Genomic DNA, 17,385 nt, shown 5'->3' with positions numbered 1-17,385 from the left:
CATTCCGGCCGCCCTCCGCACCGCTTGCGGAGGGCGGCCGGAGCGTTGTTCGGACAGCCTTGCTTTGCTGGAAGTGCGCAGCTCGGAAGGGCTACGGTCGGTCCGCAAGGCGATCCGACGATCGTGTGTGAGCGAATGGAGGCCGGACGACCGTGAGCGCGACCACCCTCGACCCCGAGGCCGGGCACCACCCCCGCATCCCCGCCGCGGGGCACCACCGCGACGTGAACGGCGGCTGGCTGCGGCCGGCCGTGTTCGGTGCGATGGACGGGCTGGTCTCCAACGTCGCCCTGATGACCGGTGTCGTCGGCGGCGCCGTCTCCAGCGGCACGGTGGTGCTCACCGGCCTGGCCGGGCTGGCGGCCGGCGCCTGCTCGATGGCGGCGGGGGAGTACACCTCGGTCGCCTCCCAGCGGGAGCTGGTGCAGGCCGAGATCGAGGCGGAGCGGCTGGAGCTGCGCCGCAACCCGCACGGCGAGCTGGCCGAGCTGGCGCAGCTGTACGTCGAGCGCGGGGTCGACCCGGCGCTGGCCCGCGAGGTGGCCCGGCAGCTCTCCGTCGACCCGGACCGGACGCTGGAGATACACGCCCGGGAGGAGCTCGGCGTCGACCCGGACGACCTGCCCTCGCCGTGGGTGGCGGCCGGGTCCTCGTTCGTCTGCTTCGCGGTCGGCGCGCTGCTGCCGCTGCTGCCCTACCTGCTGGGTGCGACCTCGCTGCTGCCGGCCCTGCTGCTCTCGGCGGCGGGACTGTTCGCCTGCGGGGCGGTGGTGTCGCGGGTGACGGCGCGCAGCTGGTGGTTCAGCGGGCTGCGGCAGCTGGTGCTGGGTGGGGCGGCGGCCGGGGTGACGTACCTGCTGGGGTGGCTGATCGGCGCGCAGGTCGGCTAGGGCCTCTCCGCCGGCCTCGGGTGTTCTCCGCCGGCCCCGGGCCCTCCTCTCCGGCCCCGGGCCCTCCTCTCCGGCCTCGGATCCTCTTCTCCGGATCCGGCCCGTCGGATCGGCACGCGGCGTAGGATGGTACGGAAGTCTGCATGATTATGCGGCCGACTGCGTGACGTTCCGCACATGGGCACTCGGTGCGGCCTTACCTAGTCTCACCATTCGGGCCTGATGGCCACGGATTCGCATCCCGGGGTCAGCTCCGGGAATGGAATCGCAGGCATCCATGATCGGCTTCTGTGGCGTACGGGTTTCGCCCCTGTTTCGGGCCGCCGAACGCCGGGCACAATCGTCGGGACGCGCACTGCTGCACGTCCTCTCATTGCACCCTTGACCTGCGGATCTGTCCGCGATGTGGACGCGATATTCCGCTTCCCGGGATCTTGGGCATCATGTAACTTGCATGAAATCGCATCAGGGCCAACGTCGTCCCTACTGCACCAGCTTCGAAAGACGACGACGGGAGAGCCGATGCTGTCTGCATCCATGCACTCCGCCAACGAGCCCCAGGCCGGCGCCGCGCGCCCGCCGTACGCGCTCGTTCCGGATGCGCGACCTGCTGCTCAGGGCCTGTACGACCCGCGAAACGAGCACGACGCCTGTGGCGTCGGTTTCGTCGCCACGCTGACCGGCATCGCCGACCACACCGTCGTCGAGCAGGCACTGACCGTCCTGCGCAACCTGGAGCACCGCGGCGCCACCGGCGCCGAGCCGGACTCCGGCGACGGCGCGGGCATCCTCACCCAGGTCCCGGACGCCTTCCTGCGCGCCAAGGTCTCCTTCGAGCTCCCGGCCGCCGGCTCCTACGCGGTCGGCATCGCCTTCCTGCCCGACGAGGACGCCGCCGACACGGCCGCCGTCGCGCAGATCGAGGCCATCGCGGCCGAGGAGGGCCTGACCGTCCTCGGCTGGCGCGACGTCCCGGTCACCCCGGACCTGCTGGGCGCCACCGCCCGCAGCGTGATGCCGCGCTTCCGCCAGCTCTTCCTGAGCAAGGACGGCGCCGAGGGCATCACCCTGGACCGGCTCGCCTTCGTCGTCCGCAAGCGCTCCGAGCGCGAGGCCGGTGTCTACTTCCCGTCGCTCTCCGCGCGCACCGTCGTCTACAAGGGCATGCTGACCACCGGCCAGCTGGAGCCCTTCTTCCCCGACCTGTCGGACCGGCTCTACGCCTCCGCGCTCGGCCTGGTGCACTCCCGGTTCTCGACCAACACCTTCCCGAGCTGGCCGCTCGCCCACCCGTACCGGTTCGTCGCGCACAACGGCGAGATCAACACGGTCAAGGGCAACCGGAACTGGATGACCGCCCGGGAGTCCCAGCTCGCCACCGACCTGATCCCCGCCAACAGCAAGGGCCAGGGCCTGAGCCGGATCTTCCCGATCTGCACCCCTGACCACTCCGACTCGGCCTCCTTCGACGAGGTCCTGGAGCTGCTCCACCTCGGCGGCCGCTCGCTGCCGCACTCGGTGCTGATGATGATCCCGGAGGCGTGGGAGAACCACGCCACCATGGAGCCCGCCCGCCGCGCCTTCTACCAGTACCACTCCAACCTGATGGAGCCCTGGGACGGCCCGGCCTGCGTCACCTTCACCGACGGCACCCAGATCGGCGCCGTCCTCGACCGCAACGGCCTCCGCCCGGCCCGGTACTGGATCACCGAGGACGGCCTGGTCGTCCTCTCCTCCGAGGTCGGTGTGCTCGACATCGACCAGGAGAAGGTCGCCAGGAAGGGCCGCCTGCAGCCCGGCAAGATGTTCCTCGTCGACACCGCCGAGCACCGCATCGTCGAGGACGAGGAGATCAAGTCGGCGCTGGCCGCCGAGCACCCCTACGCGGAGTGGGTCGAGGCCGGCCAGATCCAGCTCGCCAAGCTCCCGGAGCGCGAGCACATCGCGCACACCCACGCCTCCGTCACCCGCCGCCAGCAGACCTTCGGCTACACCGAGGAGGAGCTGCGCGTCATCCTCGCGCCGATGGCCAGGACCGGCGGCGAGGCGCTCGGCTCGATGGGCACCGACTCGCCGATCGCCGCGCTCAGCGAGAAGCCGCGCCTGCTGTTCGACTACTTCGTGCAGCTCTTCGCGCAGGTCACCAACCCGCCGCTGGACGCCATCCGCGAGGAACTGGTCACCTCCCTGCTCTCCAACCTCGGCCCCGAGGGCAACCTGCTGGCCGCCGAGGCCGCCGCCTGCCGGTCCGTCGGCATCACCTTCCCGGTGATCGACAACGACGAGCTGGCCAAGCTCGTCCACATCAACGCCGACGGCGACCAGCCCGGCCTGAAGGCCGTCACGCTGTCCGGCCTGTACAAGGTCTCCAGCGGCGGCGAGGGCCTCTCCGCCCGGCTCACCGCGATCGCCGCCGAGGCCGACGCGGCGATCGCCGACGGCGCCCGGATCATCGTGCTCTCCGACCGGCACTCCGACGCCGAGCACGCCCCGATCCCCTCGCTGCTGCTCACCTCCGCCATCCACCACCACCTGATCCGCACCAAGCAGCGCACCCAGGTGTCGCTGCTGGTCGAGGCCGGTGACGTCCGCGAGGTGCACCACGTCGCGCTGCTGGTGGGCTACGGCGCCGGCGCGGTCAACCCGTACCTGGCCATGGAGTCCGTCGAGGACCTCGTCGCCCAGGGCGTCTTCATCGAGGGCGTCGAGGCCGAGAAGGCCATCAAGAACCTGATCAAGGCGCTCGGCAAGGGCGTCCTGAAGGTGATGTCCAAGATGGGCATCTCCACCGTCGCCTCCTACCGCGGCGCGCAGGTGTTCGAGGCGATCGGCCTCTCCCAGCAGCTGGTGGACGGCTACTTCGCCGGCACCACCACCAAGCTCGGCGGCATCGGCCTGGACGAGATCGCCCGCGAGACCGCCGCCCGGCACGCCAAGGCCTACCCCGCCTCCGGCATCGCCGCCGCGCACCGCGCGCTGGACATCGGCGGCGAGTACCAGTGGCGCCGCGAGGGCGAGCCGCACCTGTTCGACCCGGACACCGTCTTCCGGCTCCAGCACTCCACCCGCAACCGCCGGTACGACATCTTCAAGCAGTACACGGACCGGGTGAACGAGCAGTCCGAGCGGCTGATGACGCTGCGCGGCCTGTTCCGGCTGGACGGCCTCGGCCGCACCCCGGTCCCCGTCGACGAGGTCGAGCCGGTCTCCGAGATCGTCAAGCGCTTCTCCACCGGCGCCATGTCGTACGGCTCGATCTCCCGCGAGGCGCACGAGACCCTCGCCATCGCGATGAACCGCCTCGGCGCCAAGTCCAACACCGGTGAGGGCGGCGAGGACCCGGACCGCCTGTACGACCCGGAGCGCCGCTCGGCGATCAAGCAGGTCGCCTCCGGCCGGTTCGGCGTCACCTCCGAGTACCTGGTCAACGCGGACGACATCCAGATCAAGATGGCCCAGGGCGCCAAGCCCGGCGAGGGCGGCCAGCTGCCCGGCCACAAGGTCTACCCGTGGGTCGCCAAGACCCGGCACTCCACCCCGGGCGTCGGTCTGATCTCCCCGCCGCCGCACCACGACATCTACTCGATCGAGGACCTGGCGCAGCTGATCCACGACCTCAAGAACGCCAACCCGGCGGCCCGCATCCACGTGAAGCTGGTCTCCGAGGTCGGCGTCGGCACGGTCGCGGCCGGCGTGTCCAAGGCGCACGCCGACGTCGTCCTGGTCTCCGGGCACGACGGCGGCACCGGCGCCTCGCCGCTCACCTCGCTGAAGCACGCCGGCGGCCCCTGGGAGCTCGGCCTCGCCGAGACCCAGCAGACCCTGCTGCTCAACGGCCTGCGCGACCGCATCGTCGTCCAGACCGACGGCCAGCTGAAGACCGGCCGCGACGTGGTCATCGCCGCGCTGCTCGGCGCCGAGGAGTTCGGCTTCGCGACCGCCCCGCTGGTCGTCTCCGGCTGCATCATGATGCGGGTCTGCCACCTGGACACCTGCCCGGTCGGCGTCGCCACCCAGAACCCGGTGCTCCGCGAGCGGTTCTCCGGCAAGCCCGAGTTCGTGGTCAACTTCTTCGAGTTCATCGCCGAGGAGGTCCGGGAGATCCTGGCCGAGCTGGGCTTCCGCACCATCGAGGAGGCCGTCGGCCACGCCGAGCACATCAACGCGCAGGCCGCCGTCGAGCACTGGAAGGCCGCCGGGCTCGACCTGACCCCGCTGTTCCACGTCCCCGCGCTGCCCGAGGGCGCCTCGCTGCACCGCACCACCACGCAGGACCACGCGCTCGACAAGGCGCTCGACAACCAGCTGATCGGCCTGGCGCAGGACGCCCTGGAGCACGGCGAGGCCGTCCGCATCCAGCTGCCGATCCGCAACGTCAACCGGACCGTCGGCACCATGCTCGGCCACCAGGTGACCAAGCGGTACCGCGGCGAGGGCCTGCCGGAGGGGACCATCGACGTCACCTTCACCGGCTCGGCCGGCCAGTCCTTCGGCGCCTTCGTGCCGCGCGGCATCACGCTCCGGCTGGAGGGCGACGCCAACGACTACGTCGGCAAGGGCCTGTCCGGCGGCGTGATCGTGGTCCGCCCGGCCCGCGACGCCGCCGCCATCGGCAACGACGCGCAGAACCACGTCATCGCCGGCAACACCATCGGCTACGGCGCCACCAGCGGCCGGATCCACCTGCGCGGCAAGGCCGGCGAGCGGTTCGCCGTCCGCAACTCGGGCGCCACCCTGGTCGTCGAGGGCGTGGGCGACCACGGCCTGGAGTACATGACGGGCGGCCGGGTCGTCGTCCTCGGCGAGACCGGGCGCAACCTCGCGGCCGGCATGTCCGGCGGCATCGCGTACGTGCTCGACCTGCGGCCGGCCAACGTCAACGACGGCATGGTGGGCATCGAGGCCCCGACCGCCGCCGACCGCGACTGGCTGCGCGAGACCGTGCAGCAGCACTACGAGGAGACCGGCTCCACCGTCGCCGCCGAGCTCCTGGCGGACTGGGGCGGCGGCGTCTCCCGCTTCTCCAAGATCATGCCGACCGACTACAAGGCAGTGCTCGCCGCCAAGGACGCCGCTGAGCGCGATGGCCTCTCCGAGGCCGAGACCACTCGCAAGATGATGGAGGCGGCACATGGCTGACCCCAAGGGCTTCCTGACCACGCCCAAGCAGCTGGCCGAGCGCCGTCCCGTGGACGTCCGTCTGCGGGACTGGAACGAGGTCTACGTCGAGCGCAGTCTGCTGCCGATCATCACCAAGCAGGCCGGCCGCTGCATGGACTGCGGCATCCCGTTCTGCCACAACGGCTGCCCGCTCGGGAACCTCATCCCCGAGTGGAACGACCTCGCCTACCGGGACGACTGGACCGGTGCCATCGAGCGCCTGCACGCGACCAACAACTTCCCGGAGTTCACCGGCCGCCTCTGCCCGGCCCCGTGCGAGTCGGCCTGCGTGCTCGGCATCAACCAGGACGCGGTGACCATCAAGAACGTCGAGGTCACCATCATCGACAAGGCGTGGGACCGGGGCGGCGTCACCCCGCAGGTCCCCGAGCGGCTCTCCGGCAAGACGGTCGCCGTGGTCGGCTCCGGGCCGGCCGGCCTCGCCGTCGCCCAGCAGCTCACCCGGGCCGGGCACACCGTCGTCGTGTACGAGCGGGCCGACCGGATCGGCGGCCTGCTGCGCTACGGCATCCCCGAGTTCAAGATGGAGAAGCGCCACATCAACCGCCGCATCGAGCAGATGCGGGCGGAGGGCACCCGGTTCCGCACCGGCGTGCACGTGGGCGAGGACATCACCGGGCAGCAGCTGCGCGAGCGGTTCGACGCCGTCGTGATCGCCGCCGGCGCGACCACCGCCCGCGACCTGCCGGTGCCCGGGCGCGAGCTCAAGGGCATCCACCAGGCCATGGAGTACCTGCCGCTGGCCAACAAGGTGCAGGAGGGCGACTTCGTCGAGGCCCCGATCAGCGCCAAGGGCAAGCACGTCGTCGTCATCGGCGGCGGCGACACCGGCGCCGACTGCGTCGGCACCGCGCACCGGCAGGGTGCGGCCTCCGTCACCCAGCTGGAGATCATGCCCCAGCCGAGCGAGGCCCGCCCGGCCAACCAGCCCTGGCCGACCATGCCGATGACCTACAAGGTCACCTCCGCGCACGAGGAGGGCGGCGAGCGGATCTACTCCGTCTCCACCACCCACTTCAGCGGCGACGAGGACGGCAACGTGCAGCAGCTGCACCTCGTCGAGGTGCAGTTCAAGGACGGGAAGTTCGAGCAGGTCCCCGGCAGCGAGCGGGCCGTCCCGGCGCAGCTGGTCACCCTGGCGATGGGCTTCACCGGCACCGACGTGAAGAACGGCCTGGTCGAGCAGCTGGGCGTGGACCTCGACGCACGGGGTAATGTTGCCCGCGACGGTCGTTTCGCCACCAACGTCGATGGCGTGTACGTCTGCGGCGACGCCGGGCGCGGCCAGTCCCTGATCGTCTGGGCCATCGCGGAGGGCCGTTCGGCCGCCGCGGCCGTGGACACGTACCTGGGCGGCAGGACCGCGCTGCCCGCCCCGATCCGGCCGACCGACCGCCCCCTGGTGGTCTGACACACCCCTGAACCGCCCGGCGCCGCATCGCCGGGTTGCACCGAGCCGCATCCCGCCAGAGTCGCCGGGCCACCGCGGTCCCTGGCGCCTGCCCTCTCCCCGACCAGTTTGAGGGCAGGCGCCGCTGTGCGTCCGGGCACGGTGCGGACAGGAACGGGGGCCACTGCCCGCGGCCGGGCGCCGGAGGGCAGAGGACGGGCCGCCCGGCGGGGCCGAGGACCACCCGGTCGCCCACGGGGCGGGAGAGCCGGCACGCGGTGATCGGCGCACGCGCCGTGGTGGCGTCGACTACCGGACGTCCAGGAGGAGTTCCGCCGCCTCGGTGCGGGCGTACAGGACCGTGCGGCCGGTGCGGTGGCGGGCGGCGAGACCGGCCCCGCGCAGGGCCGTGAGGTGGTGGGAGACGTTGGCGGGGGAGAGGCCGGTGCGGGCGGCCAGCTCGGTGGTGGAGGCGGGCGCGGAGAGTTCGGCGAGCAGCCGGGCCCGGGTGCGGCCGATCACCCGGGCCAGGCCGTCGGGGACGGCGGCGCCCACCGTCTCCCAGAGCGTGGCCACTCCCCGGGGCGGGTAGACCAGGCCGGGCTGGCCGGTGTCCCCGGCCTGCCAGACCATGCCGGGCCAGACGAACGCGCACGGCACCAGCACCAGCCCGCGCCCGGCGTCCAGCCGCCGCTCGATGTCGTACCGGCGCTGGGCCACCGTCAGCCGGCCGTCCCGCCAGCTCACCTTGTGGTGCAGGCCCTCGAACAGCGCCGCCGGCCCGGCCGCCGCCATCCGCCGCGCCCGGTACAGGATCTCGCCCTCCGCCAGCCGCTCGATCCGGGGCCAGTACGGCCCGACGGCCACCGCCCAGTACTCCCGGACCTCGGCCACCAGCCGGGCGACGCCGGCCTCCGGGTCGGCCCGCAGTGCGGCGACCAGCGGCGGCAGCGGCTCGGCCAGCGGGGCGAGATCGGCGCGGACGGCGGCCGGTGGGGTGGCGGCGAGCAGGGCCAGCTCGCTCTCCAGGTCGGGCGCGGTGGCGGCCGGCATCCGGATGAGGAACTCGGGCAGGTGCCAGGCCGGCATCGGGACCAGCTGGGAGAGCAGGTCGTAGCGGACACCGGTCGCGGCCAGCCGCTCGCGGGTGCGGCGCACCCACGGCAGGTGGACGGCCTTGGCGCCCGGGTCCTTGAGGACCTGGACGCTCGTCACCACCTCCAGCAGGCGCGAGCAGGTGAACCGGGTGGCGGCGACGTCCTGGGCGGAGAAGTCCAGGGTGAGCACGAGCGCCTCCGGGGGTCGGGCGGTGAGGATTCGACGGGGATGGAATCTCTGGGCGTCGTAGATCATCGCCGAAAGGCTCGTCCCATGACCACCAGCGTTGCGCCTGCCGCACTCCGGGACCGCCTCGGGCTCCCCGCCACCGCCGGCCGCCACCGGCTGATCGCCGCCCACCTCGTGGACAGCCTCGGCACCGGCCTGATCCTCGCCTTCACCCTCGTCTACTTCGCCCGCACCACCTCCCTGACGGTGCCGGCGATCGGCGCCGCCGTCTCCGCCGCCCGGCTGCTGGCGCTGCCCACCGCGATCGTCGTCGGCCCGCTGATCGACCGCTACGGCGCCCGGGCCACCGCGGCCGCCGGGAACGCGCTGTCCGCCGTCGCGTTCACCGGCTACCTGTTCGCCGGGCGGCTGTGGCAGATCGTGCTGGTCTGCCTGCTGGCCCAGATCGGGCACGTCGGCTACTGGACCTCCAGCTCCGGCCTGGTGGTGCTCGCCTCGGCGGAGGGCGAGCGGACCCGGTGGTTCGCGCTGGTCCAGACCCTGCGCAACACCGGGATGGGGCTCGGCGGGGCGCTGGGGGCCGTCCTGGTGGCCGGCGGCGGGACGGGCGGGCTGCGGGCGCTGGTGCTCCTCAACACCGTCAGCTTCGGCCTCGCGGCGGTCATGCTGGCCTCCTGGCGGCCGTCCGCAGCCCCGGACGCGGGCCCGGGCGAGGGAGCCGCCGCGGAGGCGCCCGCCGCCGCGGACGCCCGCGAGGGCGGCGGCTACCGGGCGGTGCTCCGGGACCGGCGGTACCTGCTGCTGGTCGCGATCAACCTCTCCTTCGTCTTCGGCTCGATGATCATCAGCATGCTGCTGGCCGTCTACCTGGTCGAGGGCCTGCACCGCGAGGCCTGGGTGGCCGGTTCGCTGCTCGTCCTCAACGGCGTCCAGGTGGTGCTCACCCAGGGCGCCGTCGCCCGCCGGCTGGAGCGGTTCCGGCCGACCCGGGTGGTCGCCGCGGGAGCGCTGCTCAACGCCCTCGCCTTCACCCTCTTCGCCGCGGTCGCCGCCGCCCCCGGCTGGGCCGTCCTGGCCGGCCTCTACCTGGCGATGGCCGTCTACAACCTCGCCGAGACCGTCTCCACCCCCTACTCCGAGGAACTCTCCGTCTCGCTCGCCGACCCGGCCCGCCGTGGCCGCTACCTCGCCGTCTACCAGCTCTCCTGGAACATCGGCCAGGCCGTCGCCCCCGGACTCCTCACCCTCCTCCTCGGCCACGGGGCCGCGCTCCCCTGGATCTTCCTGATCGCCCTGAGCCTGGCCGCCGTCCCCGCCCTGATACGGCTGGAACGCCTGCGCTGACCGGGGTCCGGGGATGTCCAGCGGGCCGTCCGGCGGCTAGAGTGCAATCCGAGCAGCTACGGTACAACTACCGCGCGTGTCCGGGAGCCGGGTCGGCCCCGGGGCACGGAGCCGACGTCGGCCGGGCCGCTGGAGACCACGTCGGGCAGCCTGTCCGTGGGGGCGTACCGAGGACTGTTGTTTGTCGGTCCCTGATGGAAGACTGCGGCCGACGGCCGGGGGGCTGCGCGAGGTGCGGAGGTTGAGGCGATGAATGCGACTCAGGCGGGTGGCGGTGCCACGGTGCGGCGCCTGCTGCTGGGGTCTCAGCTGCGCCGGCTCCGGGAGGCGAGGGGAGTCAGCCGCGAGGAGGCCGGGTACTCGATCCGCGCCTCCGAGTCGAAGATCAGCCGGATGGAGCTCGGCCGGGTCGGCTTCAAGGAGCGCGACGTCGCCGACCTGCTGACGCTCTACGGGGTCGAGGCGGACCAGGAGCGGGACTCCGTCCTCGGGCTGGTCCGGGCCGCCAACGCGACGTCCTGGTGGCAGGGCTACGGGGACGTCCTGCCCGGCTGGTTCCAGAACTACCTGGGGCTGGAGGAGGCGGCCACCCTGATCCGCAGCTACGAGGTGCAGTTCGTGCACGGGCTGCTGCAGACCGCCGCCTACGCCCGGTCGGTGATCACCCACGGCGGGCACGTCACCGAGACCGAGGAGATCGAGCGCCGGGTGGAGGTCCGCCTCAAGCGGCAGGCGGTGCTCACCGCCGAGCGGGCGCCCCGGCTGCTCGCCGTGCTGGACGAGGCCGTGCTGCGCCGCCCCTGGGGTGGACCGGACCTGATGCGGGCGCAGGTCGACCGGCTGCTGGAGCTGACCGAACTGCCGAACGTGGTGCTCCAGGTGATGCCGCTGGGCTTCGGCGGGCTGCGCGCGGAGGGCGGTGCGTTCTCGGTGCTGACCTTCGACGAGCAGGACCTCCCGGACATCGTCTACCTGGAGCAGTTCACCACCGCGCTGTACCTGGACAAGCCGGCCGAGGTGGCCGAGTACGCCGGCGCGATGGACGGCCTGCTGGCCGACAGCCTCTCCCCCGAGCGGACACGAGAACTTCTTCGCTCCGTACGCCAAGAGCTGTAGACGATAAGTACGATGAGCCTCGATCAGATCTGATCGCGAACCGCTTGCGAGCGTTCCCGAATCGGCACGAGAGGGACCCAGATGTCGTACCTTTCCGAGTTGGCGCTGCAGTACATCGACGGCGAGTGGCGCACTGGCAGCGGCTCCTGGGACATCGTCGACGTCGACCCGTTCACCGGTGACAAGATCGCCACCATCACCGTCGCCACCGTCGACGAGGTCGACCAGGCGTACCGCGCCGCCGAGCGGGCGCAGAAGGAGTGGGCGGCCACCAACCCGTACGCCCGCCGGCTGGTCTTCGAGCGCGCGCTGCGGATCGTCGAGGAGCGCGAGCAGGAGATCACCGAGGCGATCATGACCGAGCTCGGCGGCACCGCGCTCAAGGCCGGGTTCGAGCTCGCCCTCACCAAGGACATGCTGCGCGAGTCGATGCAGCTGGCGCTGCGCTCCGAGGGCCGGCTGCTGCCCTCGCCGGTGGACGGCAAGGAGAACCGGCTCTACCGCCTGCCGGTCGGCGTGGTCGGCGTGATCAGCCCGTTCAACTTCCCGCTCTTCCTGTCGATCAAGGCCGTGGCGCCCGCCCTCGCGCTCGGCAACGGCGTGGTCCTCAAGCCCCACCAGGAGACCCCGGTGGTCGGCGGGACCCTGCTCGCCAGGATCTTCGAGGAGGCGGGCCTGCCGGCCGGCCTGTTCAACGTGGTGGTCACGGACATCGCGGAGATCGGCGACGCGTTCATCGAGCACCCCGTCCCGAAGGTCATCTCCTTCACCGGCTCCGACAAGGTCGGCCGGCACGTCGCCACCGTCGCCGCCTCGCACTTCAAGCGGACCGTCCTGGAGCTGGGCGGCAACAGCGCCCTGATCGTGCTGGACGACGCCGACCTCGACTACGCCGTCGACGCCGCCGTGTTCAGCCGCTTCGCCCACCAGGGCCAGGTCTGCATGGCCGCCAACCGCGTCCTCGTCGACCGCAGCGTGGCCGAGGAGTTCACCACCCGGTTCGTCGCCAAGATCGCCACCCTGACGGTCGGCGACCCGAAGGACCCGGCCACCCAGATCGGCCCGCTGATCAACCCCGTCCAGGCCGCCGCCATCGGCGCCGAGGTCGACCAGGCGCTCGCCGCCGGTGCGACCGCGCTGCTGCGCGGCGAGACCAACGGCAGCCTGATGGCCCCGGTCGTGCTCGGGGACCTGCCCGCCGACGCGCCGATCCTGCGGCGCGAGCTGTTCGGGCCGGTGGTGTTGGTCGTGCAGTTCGACGGCGAGGACGAGGCCGTGCGGATCGCCAACGACACCCCGTTCGGGCTCAGCGGGGCGGTGCACACCGCCGACGTCGAGCGCGGCGTGCGGGTGGCGCAGCGGATCGAGACCGGGATGATCCACGTCAACGACGGCACCATCGCGGACGAGGCGATCGTGCCGTTCGGCGGCGAGAAGAACTCCGGCGTCGGCCGGCTGAACGGCGAGTCCACGGTGGACGCGTTCACCACGGTGAAGTGGATCTCGATCCAGCACGGGCGCAGCCGCTTCCCGTTCTGACGGGCCGCGGCCCCGGCGGGACGGTGCCCGGGCGGGTGCCGGTGCGGCGGGGTGATGCCGGTCCGGTGGCCGGTGGCCGGTGCGATTCGGGTCCGGGGCCGGTGCGGTTCCGGTGCGAGGACGTGGACCCGGTCGGCCTCCGTCGCGGAGGAGGAAGGCCGGGTTCCACCTTGTTTCCGTGGGTGTACGGCGGATGGCCTATGCTGCCCGGCATATGACCGGAACGGACCCAGGGGGTATCGGGGATGACCGAGTATCAGGAGATCGGCCGGGACTGGTTCGTCGGCGGTGACGGCGACGAGGCGCGTCCGCCGGCCGACCTCCGCCCGGAGGTCCCGCACCCCGCCCGGATGTACGACTACTACCTCGGGGGCAAGGACAACTTCCCCGCCGACCGCGAGGCGGCGGAGAAGGTCCTGGCGATCAGCCCGCTGGTGCGGATCAGCGCCGTCGCCAACCGGGCCTTCCTCGGCCGGGCCGTGCGGCAGCTCGCCGGGGAGGGCATCCGGCGGTTCGTCGACATCGGCACCGGCATCCCGAGCGCCGGCAACACCCACGAGATCGCCCAGCAGGTGCACCCCGACGCCCGCGTCGTCTACCTGGACAACGACCCGATCGTGCTCGTCCACGGCCGCGCCCTGCTGAGCGGGGCCGCCCCCGGCAGCACCTCCGTCGTCCAGGCCGACCTGCGCGACCCCGCGGCCGTCCTGGCGGCCCCCGAGGTGCGGCAGGTCCTGGACGCGGGGGAGCCGGTGGGCCTGCTGCTCGTCGCCGTGCTGCACTTCGTCGACGAGCAGGACGACCCGTACGGCATCGTCCGCACCCTGGTGGACGCGCTGCCGGCCGGCAGCCGCCTCGTCCTGTCGCACGGCACCCTCGACTTCACCCCCGACGCCGACGCCTCCCGCGGCCCGGCCGTCTACCGCAGCGCCACCGCCCAGCTGACCATGCGCAGGCGCGTGCAGGTGCTGCGCTTCTTCGACGGCCTGGAGCTGGCCGAGCCGGGCCTGGTCACCGCCCCGCTCTGGCGCCCGGACCGGCCCGAACAGCCCACCGACTCCCAGGTCGGCATCTGGGCGGGCGTCGGCGAGAAGCGGTAGCGGCGGCGGGGGGAGGCCGGTGGCGGCCGCGGCCGCCACCGGCCCCGGCGCCGATCGGGGCGAGGGGGCGGAGCGGACCGGCGGTGCTCAGGCCGATGGGTAGCGGAGCAGCTCGGCGGTGGTCAGCTCGAAGGAGAACGGCGCGGGGACGGGGACGCCGTCGCCGAACCTGCCGGTCCACTGCCGGCGGTAGCCGCTGCCGTCGGGCTCGGAGCGGAGGGTGAGCGTGCCCTCGCGCGGGTCGATCACCAGGTACAGCGGGATGTGCATCAAGGGGTAGTCGCGGACCTTGCCGACCAGGTCGTTCTCCGGATTGGAAGGGGAGGCGACCTCCACCGCGATCGCCGCCAGCTCGGCGGGGACCTGACTGCCGCCCAGGTCGACGGCGGAGAGCGGGATGTAGGTGAGGTCCGGATTGCGGAGCTTGCCGACGCGGGGTGAGGCGAGGTCGGTGTTCTCGCTGGGCATCAGGTCGGCGGGGCAGTGGGCGTCGAACTGACGGCGGACGAGCAGCAGGTTCCACTGGTGGATCACCGAGGGGCCGGCGGTGACGACGATCTGGTCGCCGGACACCTCCGCCTTCCAGCCCGGTGGCGGGGTCAGGCTCTGTGCGTAGGCCAGTAGCCGGGCGTGCCGGTCGTGGGAGTGCGGTTCGGGCACGCGGGCATTCTCCCGCCCCGGGGAATCCTGGGCGGAATGGTAGTTCGTATCACGAATTGTACGGTGCCCGGCTGTTAGTCTGGGCGGGTGGACAACAGTGGGGACGGCCGGATCGGGATCGTGGGGGCGCTGGTGCGGGCGGCGTTCCTGGTGGACGCCGTGTACGTGGAGTCGGCGCGGGACCACGGGCTCACGCCGCAGCAGGGGCAGCTGCTCTGCGTCCTGATGGGGAGGTCGTACGTGATGGGCGAGCTGGGCTCGATCCTGCGGCTGGCCAAGTCGAGCCTCACTGGACTGGTGGACCGCACCGAGCGCAACGGCCTGGTTCGGCGGGAGAGTTGTGCGGGGGACGCGCGGGCGGTGCTGGTCGGGCTGACGCCCGAGGGTGCGATGCTGGCCGAGGGGTTCCACGCCGAGACCTGCCGGCGGATCGAGGCGCTCCCGGACGGGCTGGCCCCCGGTGAGCGGGAGGTGCTGACCGAGCTGCTCGGCCGGGTCGTGCTGGACAACAAGGTGCCCGAGGTCTTCGGCGAGCCGGACGAGGGGAGCTGTGCGGGGCGTTCCTGCTGAGGTCCGGATCCGCGCGGGTCCTTGCGGATAGGGGTTGCAGTTCGCGAAACGAACTAATAGGTTCGTAGTGCGAACTGCAGCTCTATTCTGCTTTGGGGGCAAGGGAACATGAGTCGTACCGTTGTGGTGGTCGGCGGGGGCTACGGGGGATCCGCGGTGGCCAAGGCGCTCGACGCCGAGGCCGACGTCGTCCTGATCGACCCGCGCGACGCCTTCGTCAACGCGGCCGGATCGCTGCGGGCCCTGGCCCAGCCCGACTGGGCCGGCAACATCTTCTTCCCGTACGACACGCTGCTCGCCCGGGGCGAGGTGATCCGCGACCGCGCCGCCTCGGTGGACCCGGGCGGCGTCACCCTGGCCTCCGGGCGGCGCGTCGAGGCCGACTACCTCGTGCTGGCCACCGGCTCCAGCTACGCCTACCCGGCCAAGCCCGCCGCCGAGTCCACCGGCGAGGCGCTGGAACAGCTCCGCGGCACCCACAAGGAACTCGCCGCCGCCGCCCGGGTGCTGATCGTCGGCGCCGGCCCGGTCGGGCTGGAGCTCGCCGGGGAGATCAAGGAGGTCTGGCCGGACAAGGACGTCACCGTCGTCGACCCGGCCGACCGCCTGCTGCCGGCCTTCCGGTCCGAGGTGCGCGAGGAACTGCACCGGCAGCTGGACGAGTTGGGCGTACGGCTGCGACTGGGCACCGGCCTCGCCGGGCAGCCCGCCACCGAGCACGGCCGGGCCGGGGAGTTCACCGTCGCCACCACGGCGGGGGAGGAGCTCACCGCCGACATCTGGTTCCGCGCGTACGGCGTGCGGATCAACAGCGACTACCTCGCCGACGGCCGGCTGGTGGAGCGCACCGGACAGGGACAGGTCCGGGTCGGCGACACCCTCGCCGTCGACGGCCACCCGCACGTGTACGCGGTCGGTGACCTCACCGACGTCCCCGAGGCCAAGATGGCCGGGCACGCGATCCGGCACGCCGAGGTGGTCGCGCAGAACATCCTCGCCCAGCTGAAGGGCGAGCCCGCCGAGGCGGTCTACCGGCCCTCGGCCGACCCGGCGATCCTGCTGCCGCTCGGCCCGCGCGGCGGCGTCGGCCAACTGCCCGGCCCCGACGGGCCGTCCGCCGTCCCGGCGGCCACGGTCGCCGAGTACAAGGGCGCCGACCTGTTCACCGGGCGCTTCGCCGAACTGTTCGGCCGTGCCTGAGCCGTGCCTGAGCCGTGCCGCCCGGACGAGGGGGCGGCGCGGCTCTCGGGCGCGGAGCAGGAAGTCGACCGGTCCGACTTCCTACGCAGGGCGCAGGGCGGCGGGCGGGTGGCCGGGGCGGGTCAGGCCGCGCGGGCCTCGCGGCGGTAGCCGCCAGGGGCCTGGCCGTACTCGCGCTTGAAGGCCTTGGCGAACGCGTACTCCGAGCCGTAGCCGGTCTGCGCGGCGACGGTGGTCAGCGGGGCCTCCGACTCGCGCAGCAGCCGGGCGGCGGTGGTCATCCGCCAGCGGGTCAGGTAGGCCATGGGGGGCTCGCCGACGAGGTTGGTGAAACGGCGGGCGAAGGCCGCCCGGGAGAGGCCCACGCGGGCGGCCAGGGACTCCACCGTCCAGGCGGCGGACGGCGCCTCGTGGATGGCGGTGAGCGCCGGGGCGACGGCCGCGTCCCCGAGGGCCGCCGCCCAGCCGGCGGCGGTGGCGGGCGGCTGGTCCTCGAACCAGGCGCGCAGGATGTACAGGAGCAGCGAGTCGATCAGGGCGGGCACGATGCCGGTCGAGCCGATCCGGGGGTTCTCCAGCTCGGCGCCCAACAACTGGACGGCCGCACTCAGTTCGGGGTGCCGGCCGTGCCGGGTCGGCAGGTGGATGATCTCCGGCAGCTGGCGCACCAGCGGGTGCGGGCGCCCCTGGTCGAGGTGGTAGTTGCCGCACAGCAGGCTGGTGCGCGGCCCGTCCCCGCCGATGGAGACCGTGCCGATCGGCAGGCTGGGCCGGAACTGGTCGGGCCGCTCGGGGACGGCCGGGGTGGACGGCTGGTCGGCCAGGATGTGGCCGCGGCCGTCCCGCAGGAAGACCACGTCCCCCGGGCTGAGCGCGATCGGCGCGACCCCGGGCGCGTCCTCCAGTGGGACCAACCAGCACGTCCCGTACAGCACCACGTGGAATCCCGCGCCGGCGACCGGGGGCAGCTGCAGCCCCCAGGGCGCCCGCCCCTCGGTGCGCACGGAGGTGGGCTGCCCCGTCCGCATCGAGCCCAACGCCTCGGTCAGGATGTCCACGTCTTCCCTCCGGTCTCGTACGGCACTCCCGTCACACCCGCCAGCGTAGG

Annotated in this window: 12 protein-coding genes; 9 read left to right on the top strand and 3 right to left on the bottom strand. The window is 72.7% G+C overall.

From position 1 onward, the window contains the following. Nucleotides 1–197 precede the first annotated feature (197 nt). From OG550_RS09795 to OG550_RS09785, 3 genes are all read left to right on the top strand, one after another. Nucleotides 198–890: a VIT1/CCC1 transporter family protein gene (locus OG550_RS09795; protein ID WP_327683778.1), complete on the top strand. Its 693-nt coding sequence runs from the start codon at nucleotides 198–200 to the stop codon at nucleotides 888–890. A gap of 621 nt (nucleotides 891–1,511) precedes the next feature. Beyond that, nucleotides 1,512–6,029 carry a glutamate synthase large subunit gene (gene gltB, locus OG550_RS09790; protein WP_327683776.1) on the top strand — a complete coding sequence of 1,506 codons (4,518 nt, stop codon included), beginning with the start codon at nucleotides 1,512–1,514 and terminating at the stop codon, nucleotides 6,027–6,029. After that, on the top strand, nucleotides 6,022–7,482 hold the full coding sequence (locus OG550_RS09785; protein WP_327676298.1) for a glutamate synthase subunit beta: 1,461 nt from the start codon (nucleotides 6,022–6,024) through the stop codon (nucleotides 7,480–7,482). Before gltB ends, OG550_RS09785 begins: the two co-directional genes overlap by 8 nt. A gap of 288 nt (nucleotides 7,483–7,770) precedes the next feature. Here OG550_RS09785 and OG550_RS09780 read toward each other — a convergent pair whose 3' ends face one another. Further along, entirely contained in the window at nucleotides 7,771–8,814 is a 1,044-nt protein-coding gene (locus OG550_RS09780; protein ID WP_327676297.1) for a winged helix-turn-helix domain-containing protein, read from the bottom strand. Between the two features lie 18 nt (nucleotides 8,815–8,832). Here OG550_RS09780 and OG550_RS09775 point away from each other — a divergent pair, with 18 nt between their 5' ends. The 4 genes from OG550_RS09775 (at nucleotide 8,833) to OG550_RS09760 (ending at nucleotide 13,847) form a co-directional block, all read left to right on the top strand. After that, the gene (locus OG550_RS09775; RefSeq protein WP_327676296.1) at nucleotides 8,833–10,092 is read left to right on the top strand and encodes an MFS transporter; all 1,260 of its coding nucleotides are present in this window, start codon (nucleotides 8,833–8,835) and stop codon (nucleotides 10,090–10,092) included. 249 nt (nucleotides 10,093–10,341) lie between these two features. Further along, nucleotides 10,342–11,208, top strand: coding sequence for a helix-turn-helix domain-containing protein (locus tag OG550_RS09770; RefSeq protein WP_327676295.1), 867 nt, complete (start codon nucleotides 10,342–10,344; stop codon nucleotides 11,206–11,208). An 81-nt stretch (nucleotides 11,209–11,289) separates the two neighbouring features. After that, entirely contained in the window at nucleotides 11,290–12,747 is a 1,458-nt protein-coding gene (locus OG550_RS09765) for an aldehyde dehydrogenase family protein (RefSeq protein ID WP_327676294.1), read from the top strand. Between the two features lie 245 nt (nucleotides 12,748–12,992). Next, nucleotides 12,993–13,847 carry an SAM-dependent methyltransferase gene (locus OG550_RS09760; protein WP_327676293.1) on the top strand — a complete coding sequence of 285 codons (855 nt, stop codon included), beginning with the start codon at nucleotides 12,993–12,995 and terminating at the stop codon, nucleotides 13,845–13,847. A gap of 87 nt (nucleotides 13,848–13,934) precedes the next feature. Here the strand turns inward: OG550_RS09760 and OG550_RS09755 are convergent, their stop codons facing one another. Beyond that, nucleotides 13,935–14,507 carry a Uma2 family endonuclease gene (locus tag OG550_RS09755; RefSeq protein WP_327676292.1) on the bottom strand — a complete coding sequence of 191 codons (573 nt, stop codon included), beginning with the start codon at nucleotides 14,505–14,507 and terminating at the stop codon, nucleotides 13,935–13,937. Between the two features lie 111 nt (nucleotides 14,508–14,618). On the opposite strand from OG550_RS09755, the gene OG550_RS09750 reads away from it, so the two are divergent. Together OG550_RS09750 and OG550_RS09745 are read left to right on the top strand one after the other, a co-directional pair. Further along, nucleotides 14,619–15,077 carry a MarR family winged helix-turn-helix transcriptional regulator gene (locus OG550_RS09750; protein WP_327683774.1) on the top strand — a complete coding sequence of 153 codons (459 nt, stop codon included), beginning with the start codon at nucleotides 14,619–14,621 and terminating at the stop codon, nucleotides 15,075–15,077. Nucleotides 15,078–15,185: 108 nt separating this feature from the next. Beyond that, nucleotides 15,186–16,277, top strand: coding sequence for an NAD(P)/FAD-dependent oxidoreductase (locus OG550_RS09745; RefSeq protein WP_327676291.1), 1,092 nt, complete (start codon nucleotides 15,186–15,188; stop codon nucleotides 16,275–16,277). A 122-nt stretch (nucleotides 16,278–16,399) separates the two neighbouring features. Here the strand turns inward: OG550_RS09745 and OG550_RS09740 are convergent, their stop codons facing one another. Then, the gene (locus OG550_RS09740) at nucleotides 16,400–17,335 is read right to left on the bottom strand and encodes an AraC family transcriptional regulator (RefSeq protein WP_327676290.1); all 936 of its coding nucleotides are present in this window, start codon (nucleotides 17,333–17,335) and stop codon (nucleotides 16,400–16,402) included. Nucleotides 17,336–17,385: the final 50 nt, after the last annotated feature.

It is taken from the genome of Kitasatospora sp. NBC_00458 (assembly GCF_036013975.1).
Classification (GTDB): domain Bacteria; phylum Actinomycetota; class Actinomycetes; order Streptomycetales; family Streptomycetaceae; genus Kitasatospora.
This window is presented reverse-complemented; position numbering and strand designations above follow the sequence as displayed.